Here is a 24497-nt window from a genome sequence, read left to right on the forward strand (position 1 = left end):
TGAGTGGCTGGCCGGGATGACATGTGAGTGGCTGGCCGGGATGACATGTGAGTGGTTGGCCGGGATGACATGTGAGTGGTTGGCCGGGGTGACAAATGAGCGCCTTACCAGTCATTGCGCTTCGCGCAAGACCTTGCGGGTATCAAAAGCCAGCCTTACCAATCGTTGCGCTTCGCGCAAGACCTTGCGGGTATCAAATGCGAACCCACAAGTGGGTTCTCGCTTGATACCCTTACCAGTCTTTGACCGGTCTTGCTTGGCCGCGGATGGGTTTCCAGGGCTTGCGTTCGCCATTCTGTTCGTCGAAGTCTTTCAGGAGCTGCGCGGCTTCTTCGGGGCTCATCTCGCCCATCTGCACGGGCTGTTCCTGGGGTTCTTCGCCGCCGTTACTGTCGCTGGAATTTTCCTGCGGCTGCTCGGGTTGCTGTTCTGGCTGCGCACCGCCTTCGCTGTCGGAGCTCCCTGCATCCGAGCTGCTGGACTGTCCGCCGCCATTCTGGTCTTCGGAAGCACTCGAAGAACTCTCGGAACCGCTGGAATTGCCTTCGCCATTCTGATCCTGGTTCTGCTGGTCCTTATTCTGGTCCTGCTGATCCTTGTTTTGATCCTGGTTCTGGTCCTGATTGTTATCCTGATTCTTGTCGTTCTTCTTGTTCTCGTTCTTCTGCTCGTCCTTGGCTTCGTGGATACGGTCAAGGAGCATTTGCAGTTTCTGGTCGTTCGGGTAGTATTGCAGGCCCTCGTTGCAGGTGATTTCGGCAGAGGGCAGGCGGTTTTCAATGTACTGGAAGGCTGCGTCGCTGTAATAGGCGCTCGCTGACTTCGGGGCGGCAAAGGCCGACACTGCGGTCAACAGAATTACAAACGCAAATGCAAGAATATGGGGCCTGGACCCTATCGCTGCGCTCCAGGGTGACAAGCAACAAACCTGAGCTCCGAATTCTGAATTCTGAATTTTCATCAGATTACCTCCAGGTCGTTGTCAGTGTTGCTTGCGTCAATCTTCGCCTTGGGCTTCCTGCCCGCCTTGATTTCAATGATATCGTCGATGCGCTGCACGTGTCCGCTGAGCTGGCCTGCGGTTTCGTCTTCGGCAATCAGGTTCTCGAGCATTTCCTTTGCTTCAGCGTACTTGCCGTCTTTGCAAAGCTGGAGCGCACGCGCCAAGACTTCCTTCGCCTTCTCGGAAAGCGGCGGCTGTTTCTGATCGTTGTTCTGGTCCTGGTTTTGATCCTGATTCTGCTTTTGCTTGTCGAGTTCCTCTTTCAGCTTGCGCTGAACGATTTCCACGTTCTTCTTGGCGTTCTCGAAATCATTGTCGAGGTCAATCGCCTTTTTCAGGTAAGCGACGGATTCACGCCACGCGGCAATGCGTTCGCTACCTTCGGCCGCCTTTTCGCCCATGCGGAAATGCGTGTTCGCCAAGTTGTAGGCCGCCTTCGCCGCCATATTCTTGTCGGGCATACGCACGGCGCTCTCGAGTTCCTTCTTGGCCTCTTCGTAGTTGCCGAGCCTGTACTGGCAAGTGCCGATATTGTAGAACAAAAGCGGGTTTGCAGGCTCCGATTCTCGGGCCTTCATATACTTTTCGAGCGCTCCGGCATAATCGCCCTTGGCAAACAGCTTGTTGCCGTCATTTATTGGCCGCGCCCACAGGCCGACCGACAGCAAACATACACAAATCAACAAAAAACGCATTTTCATTCTTCCATGGATAGCTCGGCCCTTCGGCAAGCTCAGGGACCTAGAGTTCGCCATCCCGAACTCACTTGTTTCTACATAGCAAGAATATACAAAATCACCGTGCTCAAGGCAAATGTCGCCACCAGCACGTAACCGAGCACTTTCCACTTGACCGAAGAACCTTCCAGGGTAACTCCCGTCGCCATGAAAGGCACTATACTCAGCACGACCGGCGCAATGTACCTGAAGTCGTTGCTGCAAGAGAACGGCACCTTGATACGCAAGACCATCAGCGCGCCAAAGAACGCCGCCGCCTGCAACAACAGAATCCAGTGCATCACTTGCAGTTTCGTCTTCCAGAATCCGCGGGCAGCATACACCATGAGCCCGAGGAAAGACACGCTCATCAAGGTCGCGAGCGTCCTACCGGTCTCGTTGCGCACCAGTTCAAATTCACCGAACATCGACGACTTGAACGCATAATTCCAGAAGAATTCGCGTCCCCATTCCTCGTTCCAGGCACTCGTGTAAGGATGCGTCACGAAGGATTTCAGGTCAAAGAAAATGTAGTTGAACGCCTCGTTGCCAACCCTCAACCGTCCGTTCAGGCCGCTCGAATTGCCCACCAGGTCCGCGTCGCCGAGCAGTTTCTGCAAAGCGATCCCCGCGAGGAGCAACGCAAAAAACACCCACGCCACCACCTCGGACTTTGTCGGGTGCAAAAGCCTCGCGCTCCGAACGTAACCGCCAACGGCAAACAGGAAAACCATCCCGATGGTCACCACGCCCGTCGTCTTGGTCCACACCGCAAGTGCCGCCGCAAGGACCGCCACAATCAGGAACTTGCCACGACCTTCGTTGAAATACTTTACGCCGCCCCACAGGCAAAGCACATGCATCAGGCAGAACATCTGGTCGTTACCGATGCGGGGCGACATCAAAATCAGAACGGGCCACATCGTCCACAGCAGCGATGCAATTCCAAGCGCACCGCCCGACATGAAATTCTTCAGGAACAGGATTCCAAGGAAAAGCGTGAGCACCGACAGCAGCAAGCTGAACGCCTGCAACCCCGTCGTTCCCGAGACTCCCATCCAGTTCCCCAGAACGAACGCAGGAGCTGCCGTTACGTAATAAACCGGCGGATGGTAACAAGTCCAGCAGTCATCGACTCCGGGAATGGCATGGTTGTCGAGGACGTACTGTACGTAGGCAACATGCCCGTCAACATCGTTCGAGTAAGTCGTGTACGGCACGTTCGCAAAAAACACCGTCCTGAGGAGCACTCCCAACAAAAAGAGGAAAAGGATTCCGCCGCGCAACTTGAACCGCCGCGCCACAAACATGCAGAGCAACGCAAAAAAGACCACCGCGCCGACATTCGCCACGAGTGTCAAGAACGACGTCTGGTAGATAAATACATTCAGTCCTGCATTTCCGCCGTTGTTCTTCAGGTAGAACGTATAGTGAGTCCTGTCGCCCACCCGATGCGGCGCAGTCACGCTGTCGTCCAGCAGGAAACCTTTCGTAAAATTACAGCGCCCCGGCTCCGACCTGATTTCCAGATTTTGTCCATTGATTACAATTCCCTCGGCGCAATCGTCGGGAACCACGCGCAGGTCGTACGGAGTACGGTAGACATTCTTGATATCCAGCTCGACCTGGAATACTTCCCCATCCCGCATTTTCTTGGTAACGGGAAGGCTTACTTTCTCCATAGAAGCGCCCTGCCTCAGCACGACGTTTTCGACCGAAACCCTCAACGCAAAACCGATGACGAGGCTTGCCGCCAGCAGCAATGCACAATAGAGTTCAGGGAGCCTGAAAATTCCGAGCAATTTTTTCATCAGAGGCACCGCTACGCTTTCTTGCCTTCGTGATAATCTTCTTCGCTATTGACGTTCCAAAGAGCGGCCTTGTCCGTAGAATTTTCACGGATGCACTTTACCACTTCCATGGCAGCAAGCATACTATGGTCCATATTGTTGTACTTGTGCATGCCGTTACGACCCATCAGGAACAAATTTTCGATGGGATCAACATACTCGCGAACCTTACCGAATTCGCCATAGGTGCCGAAGTAGGCGGGGTACGCCTTCTTGATATGGAACACCACGGAATCACGCACAGCCTCAGGGCGAGCCACGTGAATCTTGTCGAGTTCCGCGATAGCAAACTTGATAAAGTCCGCATCCGGCATGCTCCACATTTCGTCGCCTTCAGTTGCAAAATATTCAAGGCCAATCCACACCTTTTCAGGGTCTGCAACGAGGTACGGGCTCCAGTTGTTGAAAATCTGGATGCGGCCGAGCTTCACGTCGGATTCCTGCACATAGATCCAGTTGTCCGCCACGAACTTGAGCTTGCTTTCGGGAGTGCCGGGCTTCGCCGGGTTCTTGATAAGCAGTTCGTCGAGCAGGAGCCCCACGGTAATGAAGTCGCGGTACACAAGGCCGTCGGATACGCGGCGAACTTCCGCCGGCACCGGATTCTTTTCATTGTCCATCGCAGCGACAAGTTCCTTCACGGGCATCGTGCTGAGGAAGTAGTCGCAGACGACCGTTTCGGTCGAAATGTTTCCGTCTGCCGCACAGGATTCTACAACCACGCTTTCGATGCGCTTGCCGTCGGCGGAGCGGTTCACACCCACCACCTTCGAATTCATGCGGATTTCGCCGCCCATTTCCAGCACCTTCTCGGCGACCGTTTCCCAAAGCTGGCCAGGGCCGAATTTCGGGTAAAGGAACTGCCCGATAAGGCTCGTCTCGGTATCCTTCTGGCGGATGTCCGCGCCGTTCGCGGCACCAGCTTCAGTCTTCTTCTTGCCGGCAAAAATCTGCTTGAGCGCGTGCACCACGGTCTTGGTGATCGAGAGGCCCTTGATGCGCTGGCCGCCCCAGTCGGGGCTGATCTTGCTGCAGGGCACGCCCCACACCTTTTCGGTGTAGTCGCGGAAGAACGTACGGTACAGTTCCACGCCAAAGCGGTTGATCATGAAGTCTTCAAGACTCTTTTCCTTGCGGGCGGGCAGCAGCTGCACCTTGAGGTAGCTCATGCCAATCTTGAACATGCGCCACAGCCCGAGGTTACGGATGGTGTCGCCATTCAACGAAACCGGATAGTCAAAGAGCTTGCGTAAGAAAAGGATGCGGGAAAGACGGCTGCGGCAAAGCATCACGTAGTCCGTCTTCTCGGGATCGGGGCCACCGACCACCAGCGGGACCTTGCGGCCGATGGCGATATCGTCCTTGCTCGCGGCCCCCTGCAACGGCAAGATTCCCTGCCACCAGTCCATCACCGTATCGCTCTTGCTGAAAAAGCGGTGACCGCCGATATCCATGCGGTTGCCGTTGTAACGCGCCGTCCGCGAAATACCGCCAATAACATCTTCGGCCTCGAAAATCACGGGTTTCACATCCGTCGTACGCAAAAGTTCCAGCGCGCAGGTGAGTCCCGCAGGGCCCGCACCCGCAATCACGGCAATCTTCTTTCCACTATTTTCAGCAACCATAATCACTCCTTCCTTTCTCGGAACAGCATCAACTTACGCGCCCCAAAATTCCACATCAGAACAAGAACTGCGGCCACCATCTTGGAGACCATCTCGTTCCAGTCAAACACGCCCACCATCAAAAACATCAGCAGCTGGTTGATACCGACACCGGCAATTCCCACAAGCGCGAACAGCGAGAATTCCATCACCTTGCGTTTTTCGAGAGCCCTTTCGCAAGCCGTAAACACCCACACGATACTCATGGTATAGTTGAGCACAAGCCCCGCAACCAGGCCCACCAAGTTCGCAAGCAGGTAATGCCAGTCAAACACATAAAGGCACAAGGCGAACAGGCCAAAATCGACAACGAAGGCGAGGCCCCCCGTCACCAGGTAACGCAGAAACTGCCCCAACAGGGACTTGCGCGGGAACCTGCCGCGAATCGCTTTTATCTTATCAGCAAACATGCGTGTGTAAATGTAACTAATCTAGGGCAGATTTGAGCTACCGTACAACGCAGAAACCAGTTTTGTCAATTTTTCGTGATCCGCAACGGCCGTCATTTCACGGATGCTGTGCATACTGAGCATGGGTTCGCCAATATCCACCGTCGGAATCCCAAGACTGGCAGAAATGGCTGGCCCCACCGTCGAGCCGCAGGGCATATCGTTACGCATCACGAAAGTCTGGTACGAAATGTTACTTTGTTCACAAAGCAGCTTGAAACGCGCGTTCGAGAACACGTCGCTGGCATAGCGCTTTTGCGAATTCACCTTCAACACGACACCGCCACCCAATACGGGGGCATGATTGCTTTCATGTTTCTGCACAAAGTTCGGATGGCAGGCGTGCGCCATATCGATGGAGAGGGCGAAACTAGACGAAAGAACGCTCGCAAGCTCGCTACAGACGAGAGACGAAAGTGACTTGTCATTCTGAGCGGAGCGTAGCGAAGTCGAAGAATCTAGAGCTGCAGACATAGCAACGTTTTCTAGTACGCTCTTCAGGAAGTTTCCGGCGGCACCTTCGCGGGTCTCGGAACCGACCTCCTCGTTATTGAAGAACGCGGCCACCTGGAAATCCTTTTCAAGGGCATTGGTCGCGGCAAAAGCCTCGGCAATGGCGTGGCAACTGCTCAAGTTATCAAGGCGCCCCGAATAAACCCATTCGTCGTCAAAGCCGCCAAGCTGCGCCGGTTGTGCATCGAACAGCTGGATGTCGAAATCCAGAAGCTTCGCCCCGGCGGGCAATTCCGCCGCCAAAGCATCTGTAAAGTTTTCCTTACCGCCGATGGCGGTCCAAAGCGCATTCAGGTCCGTCTGCGGGTTAACCTTGAGGCCGTCCTGGTTCACGCCACGGTTCAGGTGCACGGCAAGCTGCGGAATACGGAACAGCTTTTCGCCACGGATCAATTTTGTACGTAAACGGCCGTCCTGTTCATAGGCGATCAAGCCCGCATAACCCAGGTCGCGGTCAAGCCAGCTGGTAAAAAGCGGACTGCCGTAAATCTCGGGGTGCAACGTACGCACTCCCGCCGCAGCGCCATCGGGATCCGGCGTAATCTTGAGTGTCGGGAAATCCGTATGCGCCAGGGCAATCCTGAATTTCGAGTCAGAACAAACTTCCTTTGGCGGACGGACGGCAATCAGGGCGCCGCCGCGTTCGAACAACTGAAATTTTTCATCTTTCGCACTGTCAACAAGACCCTTGAGGCTATCCACCGTATGGTACGGCGTTACCGAATTATTCAAAAAATCAAAGAAATCCATGAAGTAAATATAGGATTCAGTGGTTAGGTAATTGTTGGTAGAGCTTAGTTGGTAGAACTTAGAAGAATAATCTATGCTCTAAGCTCTAAATTCTAAGCACTAATCTCTAAATTCTAAGTTCTATTACTATATTCTTAGCATGGCATTCAAACCATTAAAAGGAATCAACTGGATGGAAATTTCCGGCCTTCTGGTCGGAGTCTTCTTTACCGTTTCCGTCATGGTGTTTGCTATCGTGCTTTACGCGAAACTTTTCGACGAAGGAATTATCGGAGTCGAAGAATACCACCTGCATAGCCGATTCAACAAGGCGTTCGGCCTGCACGCAGGTACCAAGGTCCAGATCAGCGGCGTGGACGTCGGCCAAATCGACAGTATGGAAGTCGAAGGCAACGGCGTCGTCATGCATTTCAAGATTCGCAAGCAGTACCAGAACCTGATTACCGACAGTGCTGAAGTTTTCGCAATCCGCGACCAGAACCTCATTTCGGCTCGTGTCGTCAACATCGACATTCGCCGTAGCAAGGGCCGCGTGCTGCAAGACGGAGACTTCTTGAAACCCGGAGATGCGCAGGATATCGAAACCGTGATCGAAACCGCCAACGAGCTCCTGGGAAGAGTCAACACGTTGATCAACGCCGCCGACACCCTTGTCGGAATGGCCCTGGATACAGGAACGACCATCGGTGCCCTTTTCGGGTCACGCCTCCTTTACGACAACTTAAACCGCCAGCTCAACCGTCTCGACGACATCACGTACTCCGGCAAGAAGGTGCTTAACCAGGCATCAGGCCTGTTCGATACGATACAGGTGCAGGTCCCTGTTCTCCTGGGCAAGGTGGACAATATCGCAGACAATGTCTCGGGCATGATGAACGAACTGCAACCCATGCCGCAAAAACTCGACAACCTCCTGGGAAATGTCGACGGCATGATGGGCAAGGTGGACAACACCTTCAACCGGGTCGACGGACTGCTGAACGAAGTAAGCCTCGTGACTGCCGGACTTTCGGACTTTATGGAAGCGACGGAGCAGACGCTCCAGAATGCAGACGACCTGATGGCAGGCATTTCGAACATGTGGATCGTGAAGCGTTCCCTGCCTAGCAAGGACTCGGTGCCGTTCATGGTGGAGACCCTATGGTAACGCGTAGACTCAAGCAGATTCTCGTCGCGATGCTTGCCGCCAGTGCCGTCGCCAGCGCCTCCGAATCGGGTATCCTTTCTTACCGGGCCAAACGCTCCTTTGACAGCGGAAAATTCGCAAAAGGCTACGGCCAGCTGGAACGCGCCCTGCTTGCGAGCCGCAAGGAAGCCGACCTCCGCTCCGAAGCCCGCGTGCTGATTGCCATGGCGCAGATCAGAACCATGAGCCTTGACCTCGATTTTGCGGATTCCCTCCTTTCGATCGTCCGTGAAAACGTCCTCGACAATAGCACAAGAATCCAGTTAGCCAAGACGAAAGTGGCGCTCCTGAGCGCCCGCAACAAGTTTTCCGACGCAGTCAGGATATGCGACTCCTACAACGAAAAGTCGCTCAAGTCCGCCGACGAAAACGTGCAGGCCGCCTTCTACGGCGGATGCGCAATCGCCTACACCGCAAACCGCGACCAGAGCCGCGCCAGCGAATCGTTCAAGATGCTAGGCAAACGCACCGACAAGGACGGGGGTTTCTACGCCTTCACCGCCGCCCGCATGGCAGACATCAGCGGCAGCAGCGACGCAGATTCGCTCTACCGTGTCGCCGAAGAAAAAGCGATCAAGGCGAACAAGCCCTACAACACGGCGAACATCCTTTACCTCCGTTCGCAGCTGAAAAGCGTCTCCAAAAAAGAAGCAACGGACTTGAAACTCCGCTGCAAGAACGCCTTTGAACTGATGGGCCTCCCGAACAACGCCAAGCGCTGCGGGGAATAACCCCCTTTAACACTGCTTAACTGGCCGCTACGGTCCCTAGCACTGCACCAGTCAGTTCCATCTTTGGTGTAGTGAATTCAGCCTTCAGTTTTTCTTTCATCGATTCCGCCAAGGCTTCAACCGACTTGGGAATTTCGCGCAAAGTAGCCGAATCCGACTTGGGTTTAGCGTCGGTCAGGATTTTGTAGAAGTCCTCGATCTTATATTCCTTCGCTAAAGAATCGCTACTGTCGTAGCACACGACAAACAACTGTTTTTTTCTTACGCGAGAATCAGTCGTTTCTTCAGTTACTGTATAAAGGAAATAGGACATATCACCGGGGATACCGAATACGCATTCCTCATACCCAACAGATTCCTGCAAGGCTTTATTTATCAGGTAGTGACCAACGGCAGCGATTTGCTTTACATTCTCGCCATCCTTTAATTCTCGGCGGAACACAATACCCTTCTCTCGATTTTGCGATCCATATCCCTTCCACTCGTCAGGAACAATCACATCGTAAGACACCACATTGTCTTCATTGTCCTTATTTTCTATGAGCAGTCGACTATGCAACTTGAGCGCCGTCTTCATAAAAGGCACCAGATTCGAGACATCCAGTTTCGGAATCCCGTCCAAGCCGCGCAAGTCAAACCTTGCGGCATTCACGCCTATTTTTGTAGCCGTCTCAATTGCACTTTTCCCGCCAAAGGTCGCCGTCTGGCTATTAAACCACTTATCGGCCTCGCGAAGTCCCTGAGCAAACAGGCTTTCATAGTACTGGCTAGTCTGCATTCCAAGCACTATCTGCATAATATCGTCAGGGTCACCCATCGTTGCCGAAAGCATCTTCTGAATTTCATCCAGTTTTGCATTCAGGGTATCCCATATACGAGCCTCCAGGTTATCCTTGCAGCGAATCGAAATGACATCCACATCGTGTGTTTGCCCTAAGCGGTGGACACGCCCAATTCTTTGATGGATACGCATCGGGTTCCACGGCAAGTCGATATGAATCAATACATGACATTTCTTTTGCAGGTCAATACCTTCGCCAGCGGCCTCGGTTGAAACCAAGAACTTTTTCTCGCCCTCGTTGAACTGTTTGCACGCCACTAGGCGCTCCACCTGCATCGAATCTCTGCTACCGTCAGGATAAAGAACATCCTGGAGGGCTGCGTCACCATTAATAAAGGTGACGGAGTCTTTACCCCACTCTTTCATAAGTTCCGAAAGAACCAACGCCTGCGTCCGTTTGTATTCCGTAAACAATAGAACCTGTTCGTTGGGGTAGCGAGTCTTGATAATTTTGATAATTTCCTTGACTCGGCTTTCTTCTTTGATCTTGGCGGCTAGCTCCAAGAGTTCGTCAATACGTTCAATTTCGTCTTCCATCAACTTGACACTAGCATCAAGCTGAACATTGGCTCCATCTATACAGTCATCATCGAAATCATCCCGCTCATCTTCCATCAGATAGTCGGCGTTTCCACTATTCGTTTTTTCGACAAGACTTTTCTTTCGATTTTCCAGAGCAGACACAATCGCGGCCGTGGAACTGGAGGCAATTTTTTGGAGAGCCGTCAACAGCAGGCCGTTCGCAGAGCCATTCGTCAAGCTCTTGGCATACATTTCACCCGTCGCAATGAACTCTTTCATTTTCGAGTAGAACGCTTTTTCTTCTTCGGAATAGCTGTATTCCTCGGGGTACTGAGTCATCTTCGTAAAAAGCGGTTCGCCCTTCATGTTCACGACATTCTTCTTGTTGTTGCGAATCAGGTAGTCATGAAGGTGCTCGTACTGTTCTTCTTCATCTTTATCCGGACCGAATTTATCCGAATCCAGCAAAGACATTAACGACCAGAAACCGTAATCTTTGCCCCTATGAGGCGTTCCAGTAAACAAAATCGCCGAGGTAATGTTTCCGTTTTTCTTTAGCTCGCTAAAGATGTGAAACTTCTGGCGCTCCCCATTTTCATCCGCATACATGTGATGCGCTTCGTCCACCACGACCAAATCCCATGGTTTTGCTTCAAGCATATGCTTATGACGGTCATTGCTATCTATTTGTACCGTCGAGAACGAGGCGATAAGGCGGTCCTCCATATCCCAATAATTAAGACCATTATTTATTTTTTCGTCATCTGACGAATAAATTTTGAAGGCAAGACCGAACATCTCATACATTCGCTGCTGCCACTGTTGGGTCAGCTTGGCAGGAGTCAAAATCAGGATTCGCTTGATACCTTGCGAAGCGATAAGGTTATTGATAATAAGCCCAGCTTCAACAGTCTTTCCAAGTCCCACATCATCAGCAACAACATAGTTCACGGGCCATTTTTCCAAGACCTGGTTGCAAACCCACAGCTGATGAGGCAAGAGCTGAATGGCAGACTTCGAAAACAGCCCCCAGGTATCATTTACATAGGAAATCACCTGGGATTCCAGATTCGCGATGGCTTTGTTTGTATCGACGGCTACATTTCCCGTCACCTGTTCGTTTACAGAGGAAATCTTCCGCAAACTGTCCGGTGACAAGACTTCCACTTTCCCGTTATCAAACTGAACAGCAAAAGAGGTTCCACGAAGAGCAAATATCTGTCCACGACCATATTGTTCATGAATTACGTAATCATTAATTTTCATCTTGTTTTTCCTTGTTCCTCATAATAAAGGGAATATCGTAGGTTCCATCGATGGTAGGACCCTCTGTAAATTTCTCTGTGAATGTAGCAATTTTCTCATAGATGGTTTCAGAGCGAGCATCATCCGATAAACCAAGAAGTTTTTTGATTCCATCCTTGGGCATAAACGCCTGCCGCTGAATTTTGCTCACATCGTGTCCTTTCCAGAATTCGTTACGCAAAAGCTCTCGCAACAAGAAATGCATACCAAATTTCATCGACCGCTCCATCGAAGGGATGTCGATATCGTAGTTATCCAAATCAGGGTCGGTTCCTGGAGTCAGGAGATCCTCTATTCCCCTAAAATTCGGTTTCTGCCACAACTCTTTTAAAAGCGAATAGAACTTGCTGAAACAAGAGCGCATCTTATGGAGTCGCATCAACATTTCGAAAGACCGCAAACTACTCTCTTCAAACTTTGAATTCGCATTATAGATATCGTAGAGATTCTGAATGTTCTTGCCAGCAACAAAGTCCTTCACAAAACCAATCGCCTTGAACTTTTGTACACTCCCCCTGATAGATGATTCCAGGTGATTGAAGAAAGAAAGGCTTTGGCACTCCGCCGACAACAACAAGATGCACCAGGTTTCATTCATGTTGTAGTCACCGTTTTCATCCGGTTCCAAGATAAGACTTTCACGAATTCGCTGATTCTCATGATCGTAGAAACTTTCGTCATAAAGCTTTTCATAATACATGCGAACAGCGTCGGGCGCGAAATCAATAATTTGCGATTTGAATTCTTCCGAGGTGCTAATTGACGGATGATTACTTCCAGAGGTTTCGCCACCGGTCGACACAAGTATTCCCAGATTCTTGCGAATCTCTTCATAAATGTCTGGACGACGATCTCTATCCAATTTGCGAAGATTATCTTTAATTTCTTGAGGAATCTCTTCAAAATTGACAGATTCGTATATGGACTTAACATCGGCAAGAGCTAGCACATATTCGGCGGAATCATTATTTTCAGAGAATTCCTTAAGAAGCTCATTCTTGTAATCGTCTCTACAACTTGGCAAAGACAAACTAGTCCAATCAACCGCATAGCATGTTTTCGCGGTACAATCTACAACGGTTCCATAACCAGTCACAAGGACATTGTTTGATTCAAACAATGTCGAAAGAACAGTCTTTGCAAAACCGCTAAACTTTTCTATCTGGAACGAATCGTATATCAAGCAAAGAATTTCCTTCGCATATTCAGGATTCTCTCGATACAGTGCCACCATCACATCAGCAAAGTGTTGAGCAATTTTATTAATGATTTCGCCGTTTTCTCCGCCGTAAGCAAGCCTTAAACGCCCCGTGTCTACAACAAAGGGAGCGTTTATCATAAACGGCAAGTTGTTCAAAATTTCTTCCTGCAACGGGGTCAGATTCCACACCTTGGGACAATCCTTTTCAACCGCAACAATATGGTCAGCGTCCAGTTTAAACAGCAACTTGTATGCGGTTCCCGTATTAATCAAAAGGAATTCTCCTTTCGAAGTCTTTACGGAACATATCTTATAGTCTTCTGACTCGCAAATACATTCATATTCAGGACAAAATGTTTCATCATTGAACTCAATCGTCTTGATTTGTTTAGAGAATATCGCTACATAGTCAGCGTTTTCCTTAAAAATTTCGGCAAAGTCGGCAGGAACATCATTGTAATCAAGGATAAATCTCGTTTCCTTGTTGTCAAGAGCAGCACTATCGGATACATCAAGATTTTCTGGGTAAAAACCTGCAATAATTTTGAAATGGTTCTCACCACTGTAGATTTTGGGTTCTCTACAAATCGTATAGATGCTCTTGAAACCTAGTCCAAATTTTCCCGTATGTCCGTCTTCCCGCAATTTGTCTGACGATGACAGCGAAAGCATATTCAACAGGTCATACTTGAACCGAGCATTCTTTTCTTCATTATCGCCACATTTTGCATTAATCGGTCGTCCATAATGAACTACCGCAAGGGTCCCGCCCTGGTTCGTAACAGAGAATTTCTTGACAACATTTTCTTGTCCGGCAACAGCTAGGTCTTCAACGCAGTCATCGGCATTCTGGAAGAGTTCAAAAAGAATGCTTTGAGGAGAATACTGATTTTGCGAAATTTTTTCAGATACCTTGTTGAATATGTCATCACGTAAATCTTTCGAACTCTTTATTTCGGCGATCAATTGTTTTCTTAAATCGTCTGCATTTGCATTACCTTGGTCGTAAAAACAGATATCATTATATTTGTTGTCAAATTCCTTGAACTTTTCATGCTTCACATTCAACATTCTGAGTGTTGCAAAGACATCCGCCTGGATTCGCTTTTGAGCCCCGTCAATCGTAGCCTGGGACGGATTCTCTATCGCACCAACTAATTTGTCCGCATATTCCTTAAATTTAGCGCCACAAGATTCATTATTTTTTTCATCAAGATTAATGCCATATTTCTGCCGCAACAGAAGTTTAAAGAACCCCTTTACAGAACCTTCGATATCGGCATCCGCATCGCCATAAACAACCAAACTCAGGGTATTTTCCTGGCAAAGAGCATGGTAAACAACATCATTCCTACGCTCTATTTGTAAAGCAACGCCACAAAGCGATTCCAACTGCATCGTCTTTTGACGGGTGGAGTAGAGATTCACAGCACTTTGAGTATCGCTTCCAAATTCATCTACCAGAATATCGATAAAATGTTTTACCTTATCTTCAATTTGAGCCTTTTCTCGGAATGTGCCACCAAGCAGATAAAGGACACCCCTCTTGTAATTGACATTGCAGTTCCAATTCAGAACAATTTTTATAGCGTCCTCGCCGCTGATTTCTTCGGCGGCAACGGCAACAATAAATTGCACCGGAGTACACCCCGGGAAAATTTCGTAGAACTCCTCTTTAAGCCTATTATCATTCGGAATTTCTTCAATCTTATCGCTATAGCTTTCGCCACTGTAAATCGATTTTACAATTCGGCTAGGGGCTTTCCAATTTCCATTTGCATCAGGGAGCCGTTCAATGTCGTTTATGTCAAACTCCTCATAGCCAACGACCTTTTTCAAAGCATCAAAGAACAGCTGTTCGCATTCCTGCTTCAGATCAAAATCAAAAATACCTGGACAATAACTCGACAAACAGTTCAGGAATTTAACACCGTTGCCGTAATCCAATCGGCAAGAAGGCTCAAGATGCTGGTATATTTCCCAAACGGATTCTTCAGGAAACTCCTTTAAGAGAATTCTACAGATTTTTAATGTCTTAATATCTTTTACTAAATCTTCCCTATCGACAATCGATTTCCATAAAGTCTTAGATTCAAAATGAACATAATCATTGAAATTTGATTTTATAATTTGATCTTTTATAAAGTTTTCTTTCAATTCATCGTCGCCGACAAATTTTTTAATTTTCTCGCTCTGAGCATCTCCCGATAACCGTTTTGAATCCGAAACTATTTCCGAAGACCATTGAACATCCGCTTCATCAACAAGCGTCGGAATTAACTCTTTTAATTCTCCACGAACAGCATCTTTGAACTTGATCATTAGCGCAATGGATTCAGGCGAAGTACTTTTGCCTCCATTTAAGGGAATCCAGTTTGCACTTTTTACCTTTGCAATTTCAGTTTCGCCTACACGAAACTGAACTCCATTGAGAGTTTTGAAAATCCAATTATAATAACGGCTCGCATCAAGCTGATTCTTTTCACATAAGTCAATCAAGTCATAAACAGCTCGACCACCTCTCCAAATCCTATCTTGTTTACCGCTCTTATCAAACCTGTCGTGCAACTTCGACGATATCGAATTATTTTCATTCATCACCAAAATATCTACAAGTCGCAGTTCCGTCGGGAATTCAGCAGGAAACTGAATCCCATTCAGGTTGTAAAAATTCACAGAAGGATCAAAACTGATATATTTGCCGCTTTCAGTCTTGTGCAATGGAATTCTACAAAACAAATCATCGTTGGCATCTATTTCCTTGAAAATATCTTCTCTATATCTCAAGAAAGGTTCTTGCTGCAGGAAGCCCAAATCGTCACTTTCACATTCCCTCAATTTATCAATGCAATCCCTTTTCCTGTATTTCGTTACAACTCTTCCAAATCCATTTTGTCTCTGCGTCAATTGGATACATTTATCAAGAATTCGTTCCTTACTTTTCGACAACGCAATAACATCTCGCGAAATTTTTCCTTGTTCCCTTAATTTTTCAAGTATTTCTTTCCATGGGGAACCCATTTCTTCTGATCTGTAATCAGCTTCCCTATTAGACAATCCGTTTTGCAAGAACAGATAAAAACCTATTTTATTTTCATCAAATTCCTTGCGCACAAAAGCTTCATCTAAAGCTAGTTTCAAAAATTCATTTTTGACCTCAATGGAGCTAGTAAGATTTCTATGTAACGCCAAATGATTCTTTATATAGTCATCTTCTATACATTTCAGAATTCCATCATTATCACAAGCATAACATTTTATACCAAACCAATTGTTAGAGTCCAAAAACAGTCTTTTTTCTTCGGTCGAAATCAAATAGACTTTCCGTTCTCCAAGTAACTTCTGATAGCATTTCATGACTTGAGGAATTTCAGCATCTTCGTCTAGCTTGAACAGGGGTGTTTCAACTAATTCAGAACAACTCTTGCATTCTTCTTTGCCCTCTACATCCCTGACCAATATAATTTTTAAACAACAATGTTCTTTCCATGATAAACTTCTTATTGTATCAACACTTACAATATCCATCAAGATATCATGTTTTTCTCTATCTGTAATTAGCTCTTCAATAGTGAGCCAGTCCCTAAACTCGTTGGAAGCAAATTCTTTATTTGCCAATGGGTCAGCAGACGAGTTTCGGCTATTTGGAAGAATCATCAATGGATTTCCTTCACTCCACAGCCTTTCCCATTTGTCTTGTTCTAGAGAGTCTTTCTTTATATAGTATACAGGAATCTCAAAATTTTCTTTTAAATATTCGCACAAAATCTTTGCATTATCAATGCAACTGAAATCCCCGTTCCGTCCACGCTCGTACAGAATCTTCTTAAGTCGACTTATTGCCGAGCGAACATCACAATCCTTTATTTTCTTTCCAGAAAAATTCTGTAGGCAATTCTTGTTTAGTTCTATAAAATCCTCTAGAAATCTAGCACTTTCGAGCAATTCGCCATCAAACTGTTCTAGCGTCTTTGTAAATGATTCATTGTCAAAACCATCTTCATAACTCATCAAGTAAGAACCCGCCAGGTATTCAGGTTTGCCATTTGGCACAACAATGGCATAACAGGAATCATCCGAAATCACGCCTTCACACAATTTTTTATTCTTATCAGCATCTCTTTCAGATACATATATGTATTTTAGTTTATTCTCTTCTTGATATTCATCCTCGGCAATTTCGTCACAGTCCTGATGTTCATACAAGCACCAAACATTTGTCCCCAACGCAACATCAAACCGATTGAACAAGCTATATTTTGATGCAATCAGTCTACAGAACAAGTTGTCCTGACCAAACGATTTCCTGACCTGCTTTACAATTTTTGCGATATCATCATCATCAATTATTCCCTCATCATTCGCAGTCTTTATGAATTTTGGAATATTAGGCAATATCACCAATTGGTAAATTACGGCATTCCAGTATTTTTGCGGAGCGACAGACAAAACCTCATCTAGATTTTTATATTCTTTCAAATCTTTGAAAATCTTATCCGAAGAGACAAATTCCTTTCGACCGGAATCAATTGCAAAGGGGGCATGAATGATCAAGTCGTAATTATATTTTGAATTAATTTCCAGATTTTCCAATGCGTTCTTCTCGCGCCCATCGACTTCATAATCAAATTTCTTTTGCGATTGCGGTAGCGGCAAATTGACAGCGTGAAAGATATTCAATTTGCCTTTATTCCTTTCGGCTTGATCACCACGGACAAATTCGAATACAACCCTGGAATCCTTAAAAACATCTTCCTTTTTTGTCGTATCCTCTTTATTAGACTCCCTTATCTTCTTAAGAATTTTATTGCCAAATTCACTTTCCTCTACACAGTGTTCTTCCACCGCATATTGATATTCCCGACAACTATCATTCACCCAAGAGACAACCTTTTTCTGCTCTCGGTCAAAGTCAAATACCAATTTATTTGTTTCATCAATCTGATAAGTAATTTTATGAAGCTTACCTTGAGAAGTCTTACTCAAAATGGCTGTCGCTGCAACCATATTCTTAATCAACTGACGGTTCTCTTCATCATCCTTATTAAATGGATGCAAGGGGTCAATTTTCTGCCGTTCGCCACCTCGAGCTGTACTGACAGTAATTTTCTCGTCAGGGTTTATCGGGAAAAAGAAGGTTATTCCGGAAGTCCTTTTTCCTATAATAGAAGACTCTATTTTCTCTATTAACTTGTTAACATCTGACTGCATTATGGGAGCATTCCAATCTGGATCCGTGTGATATGTATCCACGCCTTGGGAATTAATAAAAGGATTTATAAAGTCCTTGAATTCCATTTCACCATCCGAATGGCAAAAGAAATAGAATGTCTCACAAATATGAAATATGCTTTTTAATCCTAGACCGAACTTTCCTATAGTATCATTGTCCGTTTTGGAATTTTTCGCAATACTCTTAATCGCCTTGATATCGTTTTTTTCTTCAGTTTCTTTAACGACACCATCATTGTAAACCAAAATCCCCTTCTGCCTAAAAGGAGGATGTTCAAACGACTCGTCACTTCCGTCATAATAGGACAAGACCATTTCTTCTGCACGGGCGTCATCGGCATTCTGAATCAGCTCTTTTAAAATCGTGAAGCCGCCACCATACTTGTAGCTTTCCGACAAAACCACCTTGTGGAGAATTCCCAAAACATCTGCATCAAGATTTTCTGCTTTATAAGATTTCTGTTCGCTAGCCATATTTTTCCCTTTTGGGGTAAATATAACATAAAGCCATCCTGCAACAGGATGGTTGTTAGCAAATCAGTCCTCTATACTTCGTGGATGATATGTCGAAAAAGACAGTCTATTTTGCGGCTGTTGTATCGACCGTTGCAACCGTGTCGACTGCGGTTGCAGTTGAATCCGCTGCAACAGTCGTATCCGTTACCACCGTAGAGTCGACAACCGCCGTAGAATCAGCGGCTTCTTTCGCCTTGATTTCCGCGAGTTCGTCGTCACGGATTTTCTTCATGGCGAGGAGCTCGCGGTAGACGATTGCCGGGTGGATCTTGCCGTCGGCCATGCCGTCGACAAGCGTTTTCACCTTCTGGTAATGTTCGTCCTTTTCCACATCGTTAATCAAGCCCTTGTAGCCGATCAACCTTAGAATCTTTGAATAGAAACTCGCACGGAACTTCTTGAAGCGCGGCTGCATCACGTCGTTCAGCACCGTTTCGAGCGCCGTTTCCGTCTGCATTTCGTCAATTTCAAAGCTACGGTAAATGGTGCGGATGTGATCGGGAATCGTCGTGTCCGGACTATCGAAATACTTGCGCATCACGTTCGCCGCCTCGGTCTTGTTCGGGTACGGGCCGCGACCAAGTCGAAGTGCGTAGTACAAGGAAAGGCGCCAGTTCTCAGGATACACGCGGCTTGCGCGACGCAACACCGAGAAGTCCGAAGTATCAGGGGCATCGATCGGAGTCACGCCACCGACAAAGTAATACGGCGTGTAGAACAGGGAATCGAGACTCGTTGAAAGTTCCGCCACATGGCCCAGGTAGGCATATTCCTTACCGGTCAAGTAGCTTTCGCCGAGTTCCGTAAGTCCCTTGATCCAAAAGAGCCCCGCCACCGAAGCGTCGTGCCCTGCAGCCACATAATGCACCGTCGAAGCCTTCGGCAAGAAGGACTCGTCGAAATTCGTACCGGGAAGCGGCTTCGCGAAATGGAAGGCCGCCGCGATAACTGCGATAGCGAACAATATGACAACTAGGAAACGCATAGGCAATTCAGAGTTCAGAATTCAGAGTTACCAGAACTTAGTTGGTAGAGCTTAGAAAAAATAATCTAAGTTCTAAGCTCTAAGATCTAAATTCTAGATAACACAGGCCTCCGCGAGTTTTTCCAGAGCGTCTACGCAATCGCTTGCGAAGTTCTCAGGGTGACCGCTGCGCTGGTAGGCAAAGTTGAGTCCGCTAGAGCTGTTGAGCACGTGGAACTTGCGCTTGCCACCGCCGTTTGCAATAGCGGTAAGCACCGTCTTCGCGTCACCGCCCTGACCTCCCGGCACACCCGGAATAGACACACCCGGAATCAGGAACGGAATTTCGTGCTTATGTGCAACCGTGTAGGCGGTAATCTTCTCGAGTTCTTCGGGGTGGGTTGCACCGACGACGGCACCGAGGTAACCGAGGCTTGCGTCCCATTCCATAATCTTGTCGGCTACGGAGTAGAAAGCTTCGGCAACATCGCGCGGATCGTCGCTACGGGACACCGGCAAATCCTGGAAGTCGTGGGCGCCCTTGTTGCTCGTGCGGAGCAAGACGTATGCACCGTTTTCGGAATTTTCGCGAATGAACGGGCCCACAGAATCGGCGCCCATCCACGGGGAAACCGTCACGGCATCGGCCTTGTACACATCGTAAGCGGCGGTTGCGTAGGCAGCGCTCGACTTACCGATGTCACCACGCTTTGCATCCAAAATAACGGGGATGCCGGCGCTCTTGTAGTCGGCAATCAGCTGCTGCAACACGAGCATCGCCTGCACGCTCACGCATTCATAGTAAGCGCTGTTCGGCTTCACCACGGCGGGCGTCACGTTACGCTTGAGGCAGCATTCCAGAATTTCGGAATAGAAACGCTTGATCTTGTCTTCGGCGGAACCTTCGGGGCAGCACGGGTCGATCAACTTCATGACCGGATCCATGCCGAGGCAAATCGGGTTACCGCACTTGGCGATACGTTCTTCTAAACGGGCCTGGAAGTTCATTACTTAAGTTCCTCTTGAATCTGGGCGGCTTCGTAGCTAAGGATACCGTGAGCGACGGCGACGTTCAAGGATTCGAGTTCGCTGCTCATCGGGATCTTCACCGTTTCGTCGGCGAGTTCGATGAAGTACGGATTGGTACCTGCACCTTCGTTACCCACGAGGAACGCCATCTTGCGGAGCTTGTTCTGCGGAATCTGGCGCAGGGACTGCTTGGCGTGCAAATCGGTCGCGATGATGGTGTAGCCCTTGCTACGGAGGAAATTGATCTGGTCCACGAGATCGACGCCGAATTCGAAAGGCACGCGGAGGAAGGTTCCCGAGGAACCGCGCACCACCTTCGGGTTGAACGGGCTCACGGTACCGCGGCCAAGGATCATGCCGTCGGAACCGAAACCGAGGCTCGTGCGGAAAAGCGTACCGAGGTTACCCGGATCCTGCACGGCGTCCACGAGCGTAATCACGCTGCGGCTGGATTCGTACACCGGCTTCTTGCTTGCGATGCGCGCCACGGCAACAATACCCTGCGTCGTCACGGTCGAAGAGATTTTCTTCATCTGTTCGTCGGTGAGAACGTTCAGCTTGATTTCGGCTTCGTTAATTTGTTCAATCAGGGCTTCGTCGTTGAAAGTTTCGGTCACGTACACGCCGAGAACGAGTTCGCGGTGGTTGGACACCAGTTCCTGCACCACATGCACGCCTTCGCCGAGGAAGCGACCTTCGCGTTCGCGGCCCTTTTCGGTCGTGAGGGCGAGCATACGCTTGAACCAAGGCGGGTTAAAGTTGGAATCTTCGCTAGCCTCGACTTCGGCCACGCGGGCTTCGAGTGCGGCTTCGTCCAATACTTCTTCGACTTCTTCCTTCTGTTCTTCGGGGCGCTGGCGGTAAATCGGAGCACCTGCAGATGCAAATTCGCGGCGCGGGCGACGGTCGCCGCCAAAGGAGCGGCCCCTGTCACCGAACGGGCGGCGACCTTCGCGGCCTCCGAAGGAGCCACGGTCATCACCGTCGCGACGCGGGCGGCGGTCACGGTTGAAACGGCCCTCACCTTCGCCATCGCGATTAAAACGGCGGTCGCCACGATCACCAAAAGGCTTACGGTCGCCAAACTTGCGGTCTCCACGGTCGCCCCTGCGATCGTCAAAAGAACGGCCTTCGCGGCCACCACGTTCTTCGCGGTCATCGTCACGGCGCGGACGACGTTCAGGCTTTTCGCTCACTCCGAACTTACGGTCCAGAGTCACTTTTACGGTGCGGTTTTTATTTTCTTCGCTCATACTTTTTCCATGATTTGTCTGGCGACGGATTCCCCGTCAATTTTCAAAAGCTTGAACAAGGCAGGAATTTCACCCTGTTCCACAAAATGATCCGGCAGACCGAAACGCAACAGGCGCTTGTCGGTGTAACCGAGATCGGCAATGAGTTCAGCCACGGCAGAACCGAAACCGCCCACCAGCGTGTTGTCTTCGAGGGTCACAATCGTCTTGTGCGCATCAAACAACTTGCGGTAAGCCTCGGTATCCAGCGGCTTGATAATGCGTGCATCCACAACTGTTGCGCTCTTTCCGTTTTCGCGGAGAACGGCAGCCGTCTTCTTGAGTTCGTTTGTCATGAACCCTGCACCCAAAAGCAAGATGTCCTTGCCTTCTTCCAAGACCTTCGGGAGCTTCACGTCCACGGTCTCGGGAGCGGGTTTCAGGTGTTCTTCGAGGGCGGTGCCGCGCGGGTATCGGATCGCGACAGGACCCTTCATGTCGATAGAGGCGCGCACCATGTCGCGCAGTTCGTTTTCGTTGCTCGGCGCCAAGATGGTAATGCCCGGCACCGTGCGCAGGTAAGACAAGTCGAACGCGCCATGGTGAGTCGGGCCGTCGGCCCCGACAAGCCCCGCCCGGTCAAGCACCATCACCACGTGCAAGTTCTGCAAGGCGATGTCGTGCATAATCTGGTCGTAGGCGCGCTGCATAAAGCTCGAATAAATCGCGACCACCGGCACCACGCCGTCGCAGGCAAGGCCAGAGGCAAACGTGAGCGCATGTTCTTCGGCAATGCCCACGTCAATCACGCGTTCCGGGAGTTCACGGGCAACGATATCCATACCGCAACCGGTAGGCATGGCTGCCGTAATGCCGATAATGCGGTCGTCCTTCTTCGCGAGTTCCAAAAGCGTCTGTCCGAACACATGAGTGAGCGACGGATTCGGACTCCCCGGAGAAAGCGGCAAACCGCTTTCGGGGTCGAAAGGTCCAATGCCGTGCCACTTGGTCGGGTTCTTCACGGCTGCGTCAAGCCCGCGTCCCTTCTCGGTCAGGATATGCACCAGGCACGGGCCCGGCTGTTCCTTGACTCGCTGCAACAGCATAATGAGTTCGTTGATGTCGTGGCCGTCGATCGGTCCAAAGTAACGAATGCCCAAATCTTCAAAGAAACGGCCCGGCTTCACCACCGTCTTCGCCGCATTTTCTGCCTGCAAGAACAAGTCGCGGAATCGAGACCCCAGAATCCCCGGAAGACGCTTCATCAGGCGGTCCAAGTCCGAACGCATCTTGTTGTAGACCGGGTCCGAAATCACGCGGTTCAGGTACTTGCTGAAGTTACCCACGTTCGGGGCGATGCTCATCTTGTTGTCGTTCAAGATGATGGTCATGTTCTGCTTCGAAAGCCCCGCATTGTTGATGGCCTCGTAGGCCATACCGCCAGTCATGGAACCGTCACCGATGACTGCGACCACGCTGTTCTTGCGCTTGAAGTGGTCACGGGCCACCGCGAAACCGAGCGCGGCAGAAATAGAGGTCGTCGCGTGTCCGGCGCCGTAGCAATCGTACTCGCTTTCGTTCCTCTTCAAGAATCCCGAAATACCGCCCTGCTGGCGAAGCGTGTCGAAACGGTCGAAACGACCCGTCAAAAGCTTGTGAACGTAAGCCTGGTGTCCCACGTCCCACACAATCTTGTCGTCGGGGGCGTTAAACACATAATGCAGAGCGAGCGTCAGTTCCACCACACCCAGGCTAGACGCCAGGTGACCGCCATGCTTAGCCACTTGACCGATGATGGTCTCGCGGATCTGCGACGCCAGGTTGTAAAGTTCCTCTACCGAGCAATGCTTTATGTCCTGGGGGGACTTGATATTCTTAAGGTCCATTATTTAACCCTGGTAATGATGAATGCGGCAATGGAGCGCAGGATCGTGGTATCGCACTTGAGACCGTCCAAAGCCTTGAGCGATTCCTCGTACAGTTCATGCGCACGTTCGCGGGACTTTTCGAGGCCCACCAGCGCCGGGTACGTCGCCTTACCCTTTTCGATGTCGGAACCGGCATCCTTGCCCAGTTCCTCGGTCGTCGAAACAATGTCCAGAATGTCGTCCACAATCTGGAACGCAAGGCCGATGGCGCGGCCGTAGTCGCGGATAATCTTGATGTCGCCTTCGCTTGCACCTGCAAGGCGCGCGCCCACTTCCAGGGAAGCCTCGATCAGGGCCGCCGTCTTGTGGTAATGGATGTAGTCGACAATTTCGAGATTGACCTTCTTGCCTTCGCAATCAATGTCGATCATTTCGCCACCGATCATGCCGTAGGTACCCAGCAGATGTGCGAGGACTTCAATCGCCTTCGCGTTGCCGGTCTTGCCCATCAGCTCGAAAGCGAGAATGCAAAGGGCATCGCCAGCCATGACGGCGGTGGCTTCGCCGAACTGCTTGTGGCTCGTGGGCTTTCCGCGCCTAAAGTCATCGTTATCGATGCAGGGCAGGTCATCGTGAATCAAGCTGAAGGTGTGGAGCATTTCGAGGGCGCTCATGGCGTAGTCCACCGAATCGCCCTTTCCACCGAACATGTCAAACGCAGCGCGAACAAGTGCCGGACGGAGTCTCTTTCCACCGGCGAACATCGAATAACGCATCGCCTCGTGGAGCCTTTCCGGACGGTCGGCGACGGGCGGCAAAAATTCATCAAACTTCTTTTCCGCTTCCTTCGAGATGCGGGAAAGGTAATCAAGGGCAGCAGATGCTTCTTTTTCAAGATTTTCCATAAGCACAAAGATACTTAATT

Annotated in this window: 15 protein-coding genes; 2 read left to right on the top strand and 13 right to left on the bottom strand. The window is 49.4% G+C overall.

Annotation, left to right across the window (positions count from 1 at the left end):
* Window positions 1-232 precede the first annotated feature (232 nt).
* The 6 genes from Q0P86_RS06220 to Q0P86_RS06245 form a co-directional block, all read right to left on the bottom strand.
* Entirely contained in the window at window positions 233-961 is a 729-nt protein-coding gene (locus Q0P86_RS06220) for a hypothetical protein (protein ID WP_295038103.1), read from the bottom strand.
* Window positions 961-1698, bottom strand: coding sequence for a tetratricopeptide repeat protein (locus Q0P86_RS06225; RefSeq protein WP_295038105.1), 738 nt, complete (start codon window positions 1696-1698; stop codon window positions 961-963). The genes Q0P86_RS06220 and Q0P86_RS06225 overlap by 1 nt, the downstream gene beginning before the upstream one ends.
* A 77-nt stretch (window positions 1699-1775) precedes the next feature.
* Window positions 1776-3530, bottom strand: coding sequence for a hypothetical protein (locus Q0P86_RS06230; protein WP_295038107.1), 1755 nt, complete (start codon window positions 3528-3530; stop codon window positions 1776-1778).
* A gap of 11 nt (window positions 3531-3541) precedes the next feature.
* On the bottom strand, window positions 3542-5194 hold the full coding sequence (locus Q0P86_RS06235; protein ID WP_295038109.1) for an NAD(P)/FAD-dependent oxidoreductase: 1653 nt from the start codon (window positions 5192-5194) through the stop codon (window positions 3542-3544).
* Between the two features lie 2 nt (window positions 5195-5196).
* Window positions 5197-5643, bottom strand: coding sequence for a GtrA family protein (locus Q0P86_RS06240; protein ID WP_291024929.1), 447 nt, complete (start codon window positions 5641-5643; stop codon window positions 5197-5199).
* Window positions 5644-5664: 21 nt separating this feature from the next.
* A complete protein-coding gene (locus Q0P86_RS06245) occupies window positions 5665-6945 on the bottom strand; it encodes a M18 family aminopeptidase (protein WP_295038111.1) in 1281 nt (426 codons plus the stop codon).
* 139 nt (window positions 6946-7084) lie between these two features.
* Between Q0P86_RS06245 and Q0P86_RS06250 the strand changes: the two genes are divergently transcribed.
* A complete protein-coding gene (locus Q0P86_RS06250) occupies window positions 7085-8092 on the top strand; it encodes an MlaD family protein (RefSeq protein ID WP_294112555.1) in 1008 nt (335 codons plus the stop codon).
* The gene (locus tag Q0P86_RS06255; protein ID WP_294112556.1) at window positions 8086-8862 is read left to right on the top strand and encodes a hypothetical protein; all 777 of its coding nucleotides are present in this window, start codon (window positions 8086-8088) and stop codon (window positions 8860-8862) included. The genes Q0P86_RS06250 and Q0P86_RS06255 overlap by 7 nt, the downstream gene beginning before the upstream one ends.
* 16 nt (window positions 8863-8878) lie before the next feature.
* Here the strand turns inward: Q0P86_RS06255 and Q0P86_RS06260 are convergent, their stop codons facing one another.
* From Q0P86_RS06260 to Q0P86_RS06290, 7 genes are all read right to left on the bottom strand, one after another.
* Window positions 8879-11491, bottom strand: coding sequence for a DEAD/DEAH box helicase (locus tag Q0P86_RS06260; RefSeq protein ID WP_295038114.1), 2613 nt, complete (start codon window positions 11489-11491; stop codon window positions 8879-8881).
* The gene (locus Q0P86_RS06265) at window positions 11481-18437 is read right to left on the bottom strand and encodes an ATP-binding protein (RefSeq protein WP_295038116.1); all 6957 of its coding nucleotides are present in this window, start codon (window positions 18435-18437) and stop codon (window positions 11481-11483) included. The genes Q0P86_RS06260 and Q0P86_RS06265 overlap by 11 nt, the downstream gene beginning before the upstream one ends.
* Before the next feature lie 106 nt (window positions 18438-18543).
* Window positions 18544-19464 carry a hypothetical protein gene (locus tag Q0P86_RS06270; RefSeq protein WP_295038118.1) on the bottom strand — a complete coding sequence of 307 codons (921 nt, stop codon included), beginning with the start codon at window positions 19462-19464 and terminating at the stop codon, window positions 18544-18546.
* A gap of 93 nt (window positions 19465-19557) precedes the next feature.
* Window positions 19558-20451 carry an orotidine-5'-phosphate decarboxylase gene (gene pyrF / locus Q0P86_RS06275; protein WP_295038120.1) on the bottom strand — a complete coding sequence of 298 codons (894 nt, stop codon included), beginning with the start codon at window positions 20449-20451 and terminating at the stop codon, window positions 19558-19560.
* Window positions 20451-21725, bottom strand: coding sequence for an RNA methyltransferase (locus Q0P86_RS06280; protein WP_295038122.1), 1275 nt, complete (start codon window positions 21723-21725; stop codon window positions 20451-20453). Before Q0P86_RS06280 ends, pyrF begins: the two co-directional genes overlap by 1 nt.
* Window positions 21722-23590 (bottom strand): 1-deoxy-D-xylulose-5-phosphate synthase, encoded by a 1869-nt coding sequence (gene dxs / locus Q0P86_RS06285; protein WP_290993052.1) that lies wholly within the window; start codon window positions 23588-23590, stop codon window positions 21722-21724. The genes Q0P86_RS06280 and dxs overlap by 4 nt, the downstream gene beginning before the upstream one ends.
* Window positions 23590-24477, bottom strand: a complete 888-nt coding sequence (locus tag Q0P86_RS06290; RefSeq protein WP_290993054.1) for a polyprenyl synthetase family protein — start codon at window positions 24475-24477, stop codon at window positions 23590-23592. The genes dxs and Q0P86_RS06290 overlap by 1 nt, the downstream gene beginning before the upstream one ends.
* Window positions 24478-24497 lie beyond the last annotated feature (20 nt).

This window comes from uncultured Fibrobacter sp. (genome assembly GCF_946062555.1).
GTDB lineage: Bacteria > Fibrobacterota > Fibrobacteria > Fibrobacterales > Fibrobacteraceae > Fibrobacter.

Bases quoted from the DNA above. Each gene is read 5' to 3' on its own strand.
- Q0P86_RS06220 (WP_295038103.1), bottom strand. From the start codon at position 961: ATGAAAATTCAGAATTCAGAATTCGGAGCTCAGGTTTGTTGCTTGTCA.
- Q0P86_RS06225 (WP_295038105.1), bottom strand. From the start codon at position 1,698: ATGCGTTTTTTGTTGATTTGTGTATGTTTGCTGTCGGTCGGCCTGTGG.
- Q0P86_RS06230 (WP_295038107.1), bottom strand. From the start codon at position 3,530: ATGAAAAAATTGCTCGGAATTTTCAGGCTCCCTGAACTCTATTGTGCA.
- Q0P86_RS06235 (WP_295038109.1), bottom strand. From the start codon at position 5,194: ATGGTTGCTGAAAATAGTGGAAAGAAGATTGCCGTGATTGCGGGTGCG.
- Q0P86_RS06240 (WP_291024929.1), bottom strand. From the start codon at position 5,643: ATGTTTGCTGATAAGATAAAAGCGATTCGCGGCAGGTTCCCGCGCAAG.
- Q0P86_RS06245 (WP_295038111.1), bottom strand. From the start codon at position 6,945: ATGGATTTCTTTGATTTTTTGAATAATTCGGTAACGCCGTACCATACG.
- Q0P86_RS06250 (WP_294112555.1), top strand. From the start codon at position 7,085: ATGGCATTCAAACCATTAAAAGGAATCAACTGGATGGAAATTTCCGGC.
- Q0P86_RS06255 (WP_294112556.1), top strand. From the start codon at position 8,086: ATGGTAACGCGTAGACTCAAGCAGATTCTCGTCGCGATGCTTGCCGCC.
- Q0P86_RS06260 (WP_295038114.1), bottom strand. From the start codon at position 11,491: ATGAAAATTAATGATTACGTAATTCATGAACAATATGGTCGTGGACAG.
- Q0P86_RS06265 (WP_295038116.1), bottom strand. From the start codon at position 18,437: ATGGCTAGCGAACAGAAATCTTATAAAGCAGAAAATCTTGATGCAGAT.
- Q0P86_RS06270 (WP_295038118.1), bottom strand. From the start codon at position 19,464: ATGCGTTTCCTAGTTGTCATATTGTTCGCTATCGCAGTTATCGCGGCG.
- pyrF (WP_295038120.1), bottom strand. From the start codon at position 20,451: ATGAACTTCCAGGCCCGTTTAGAAGAACGTATCGCCAAGTGCGGTAAC.
- Q0P86_RS06280 (WP_295038122.1), bottom strand. From the start codon at position 21,725: ATGAGCGAAGAAAATAAAAACCGCACCGTAAAAGTGACTCTGGACCGT.
- dxs (WP_290993052.1), bottom strand. From the start codon at position 23,590: ATGGACCTTAAGAATATCAAGTCCCCCCAGGACATAAAGCATTGCTCG.
- Q0P86_RS06290 (WP_290993054.1), bottom strand. From the start codon at position 24,477: ATGGAAAATCTTGAAAAAGAAGCATCTGCTGCCCTTGATTACCTTTCC.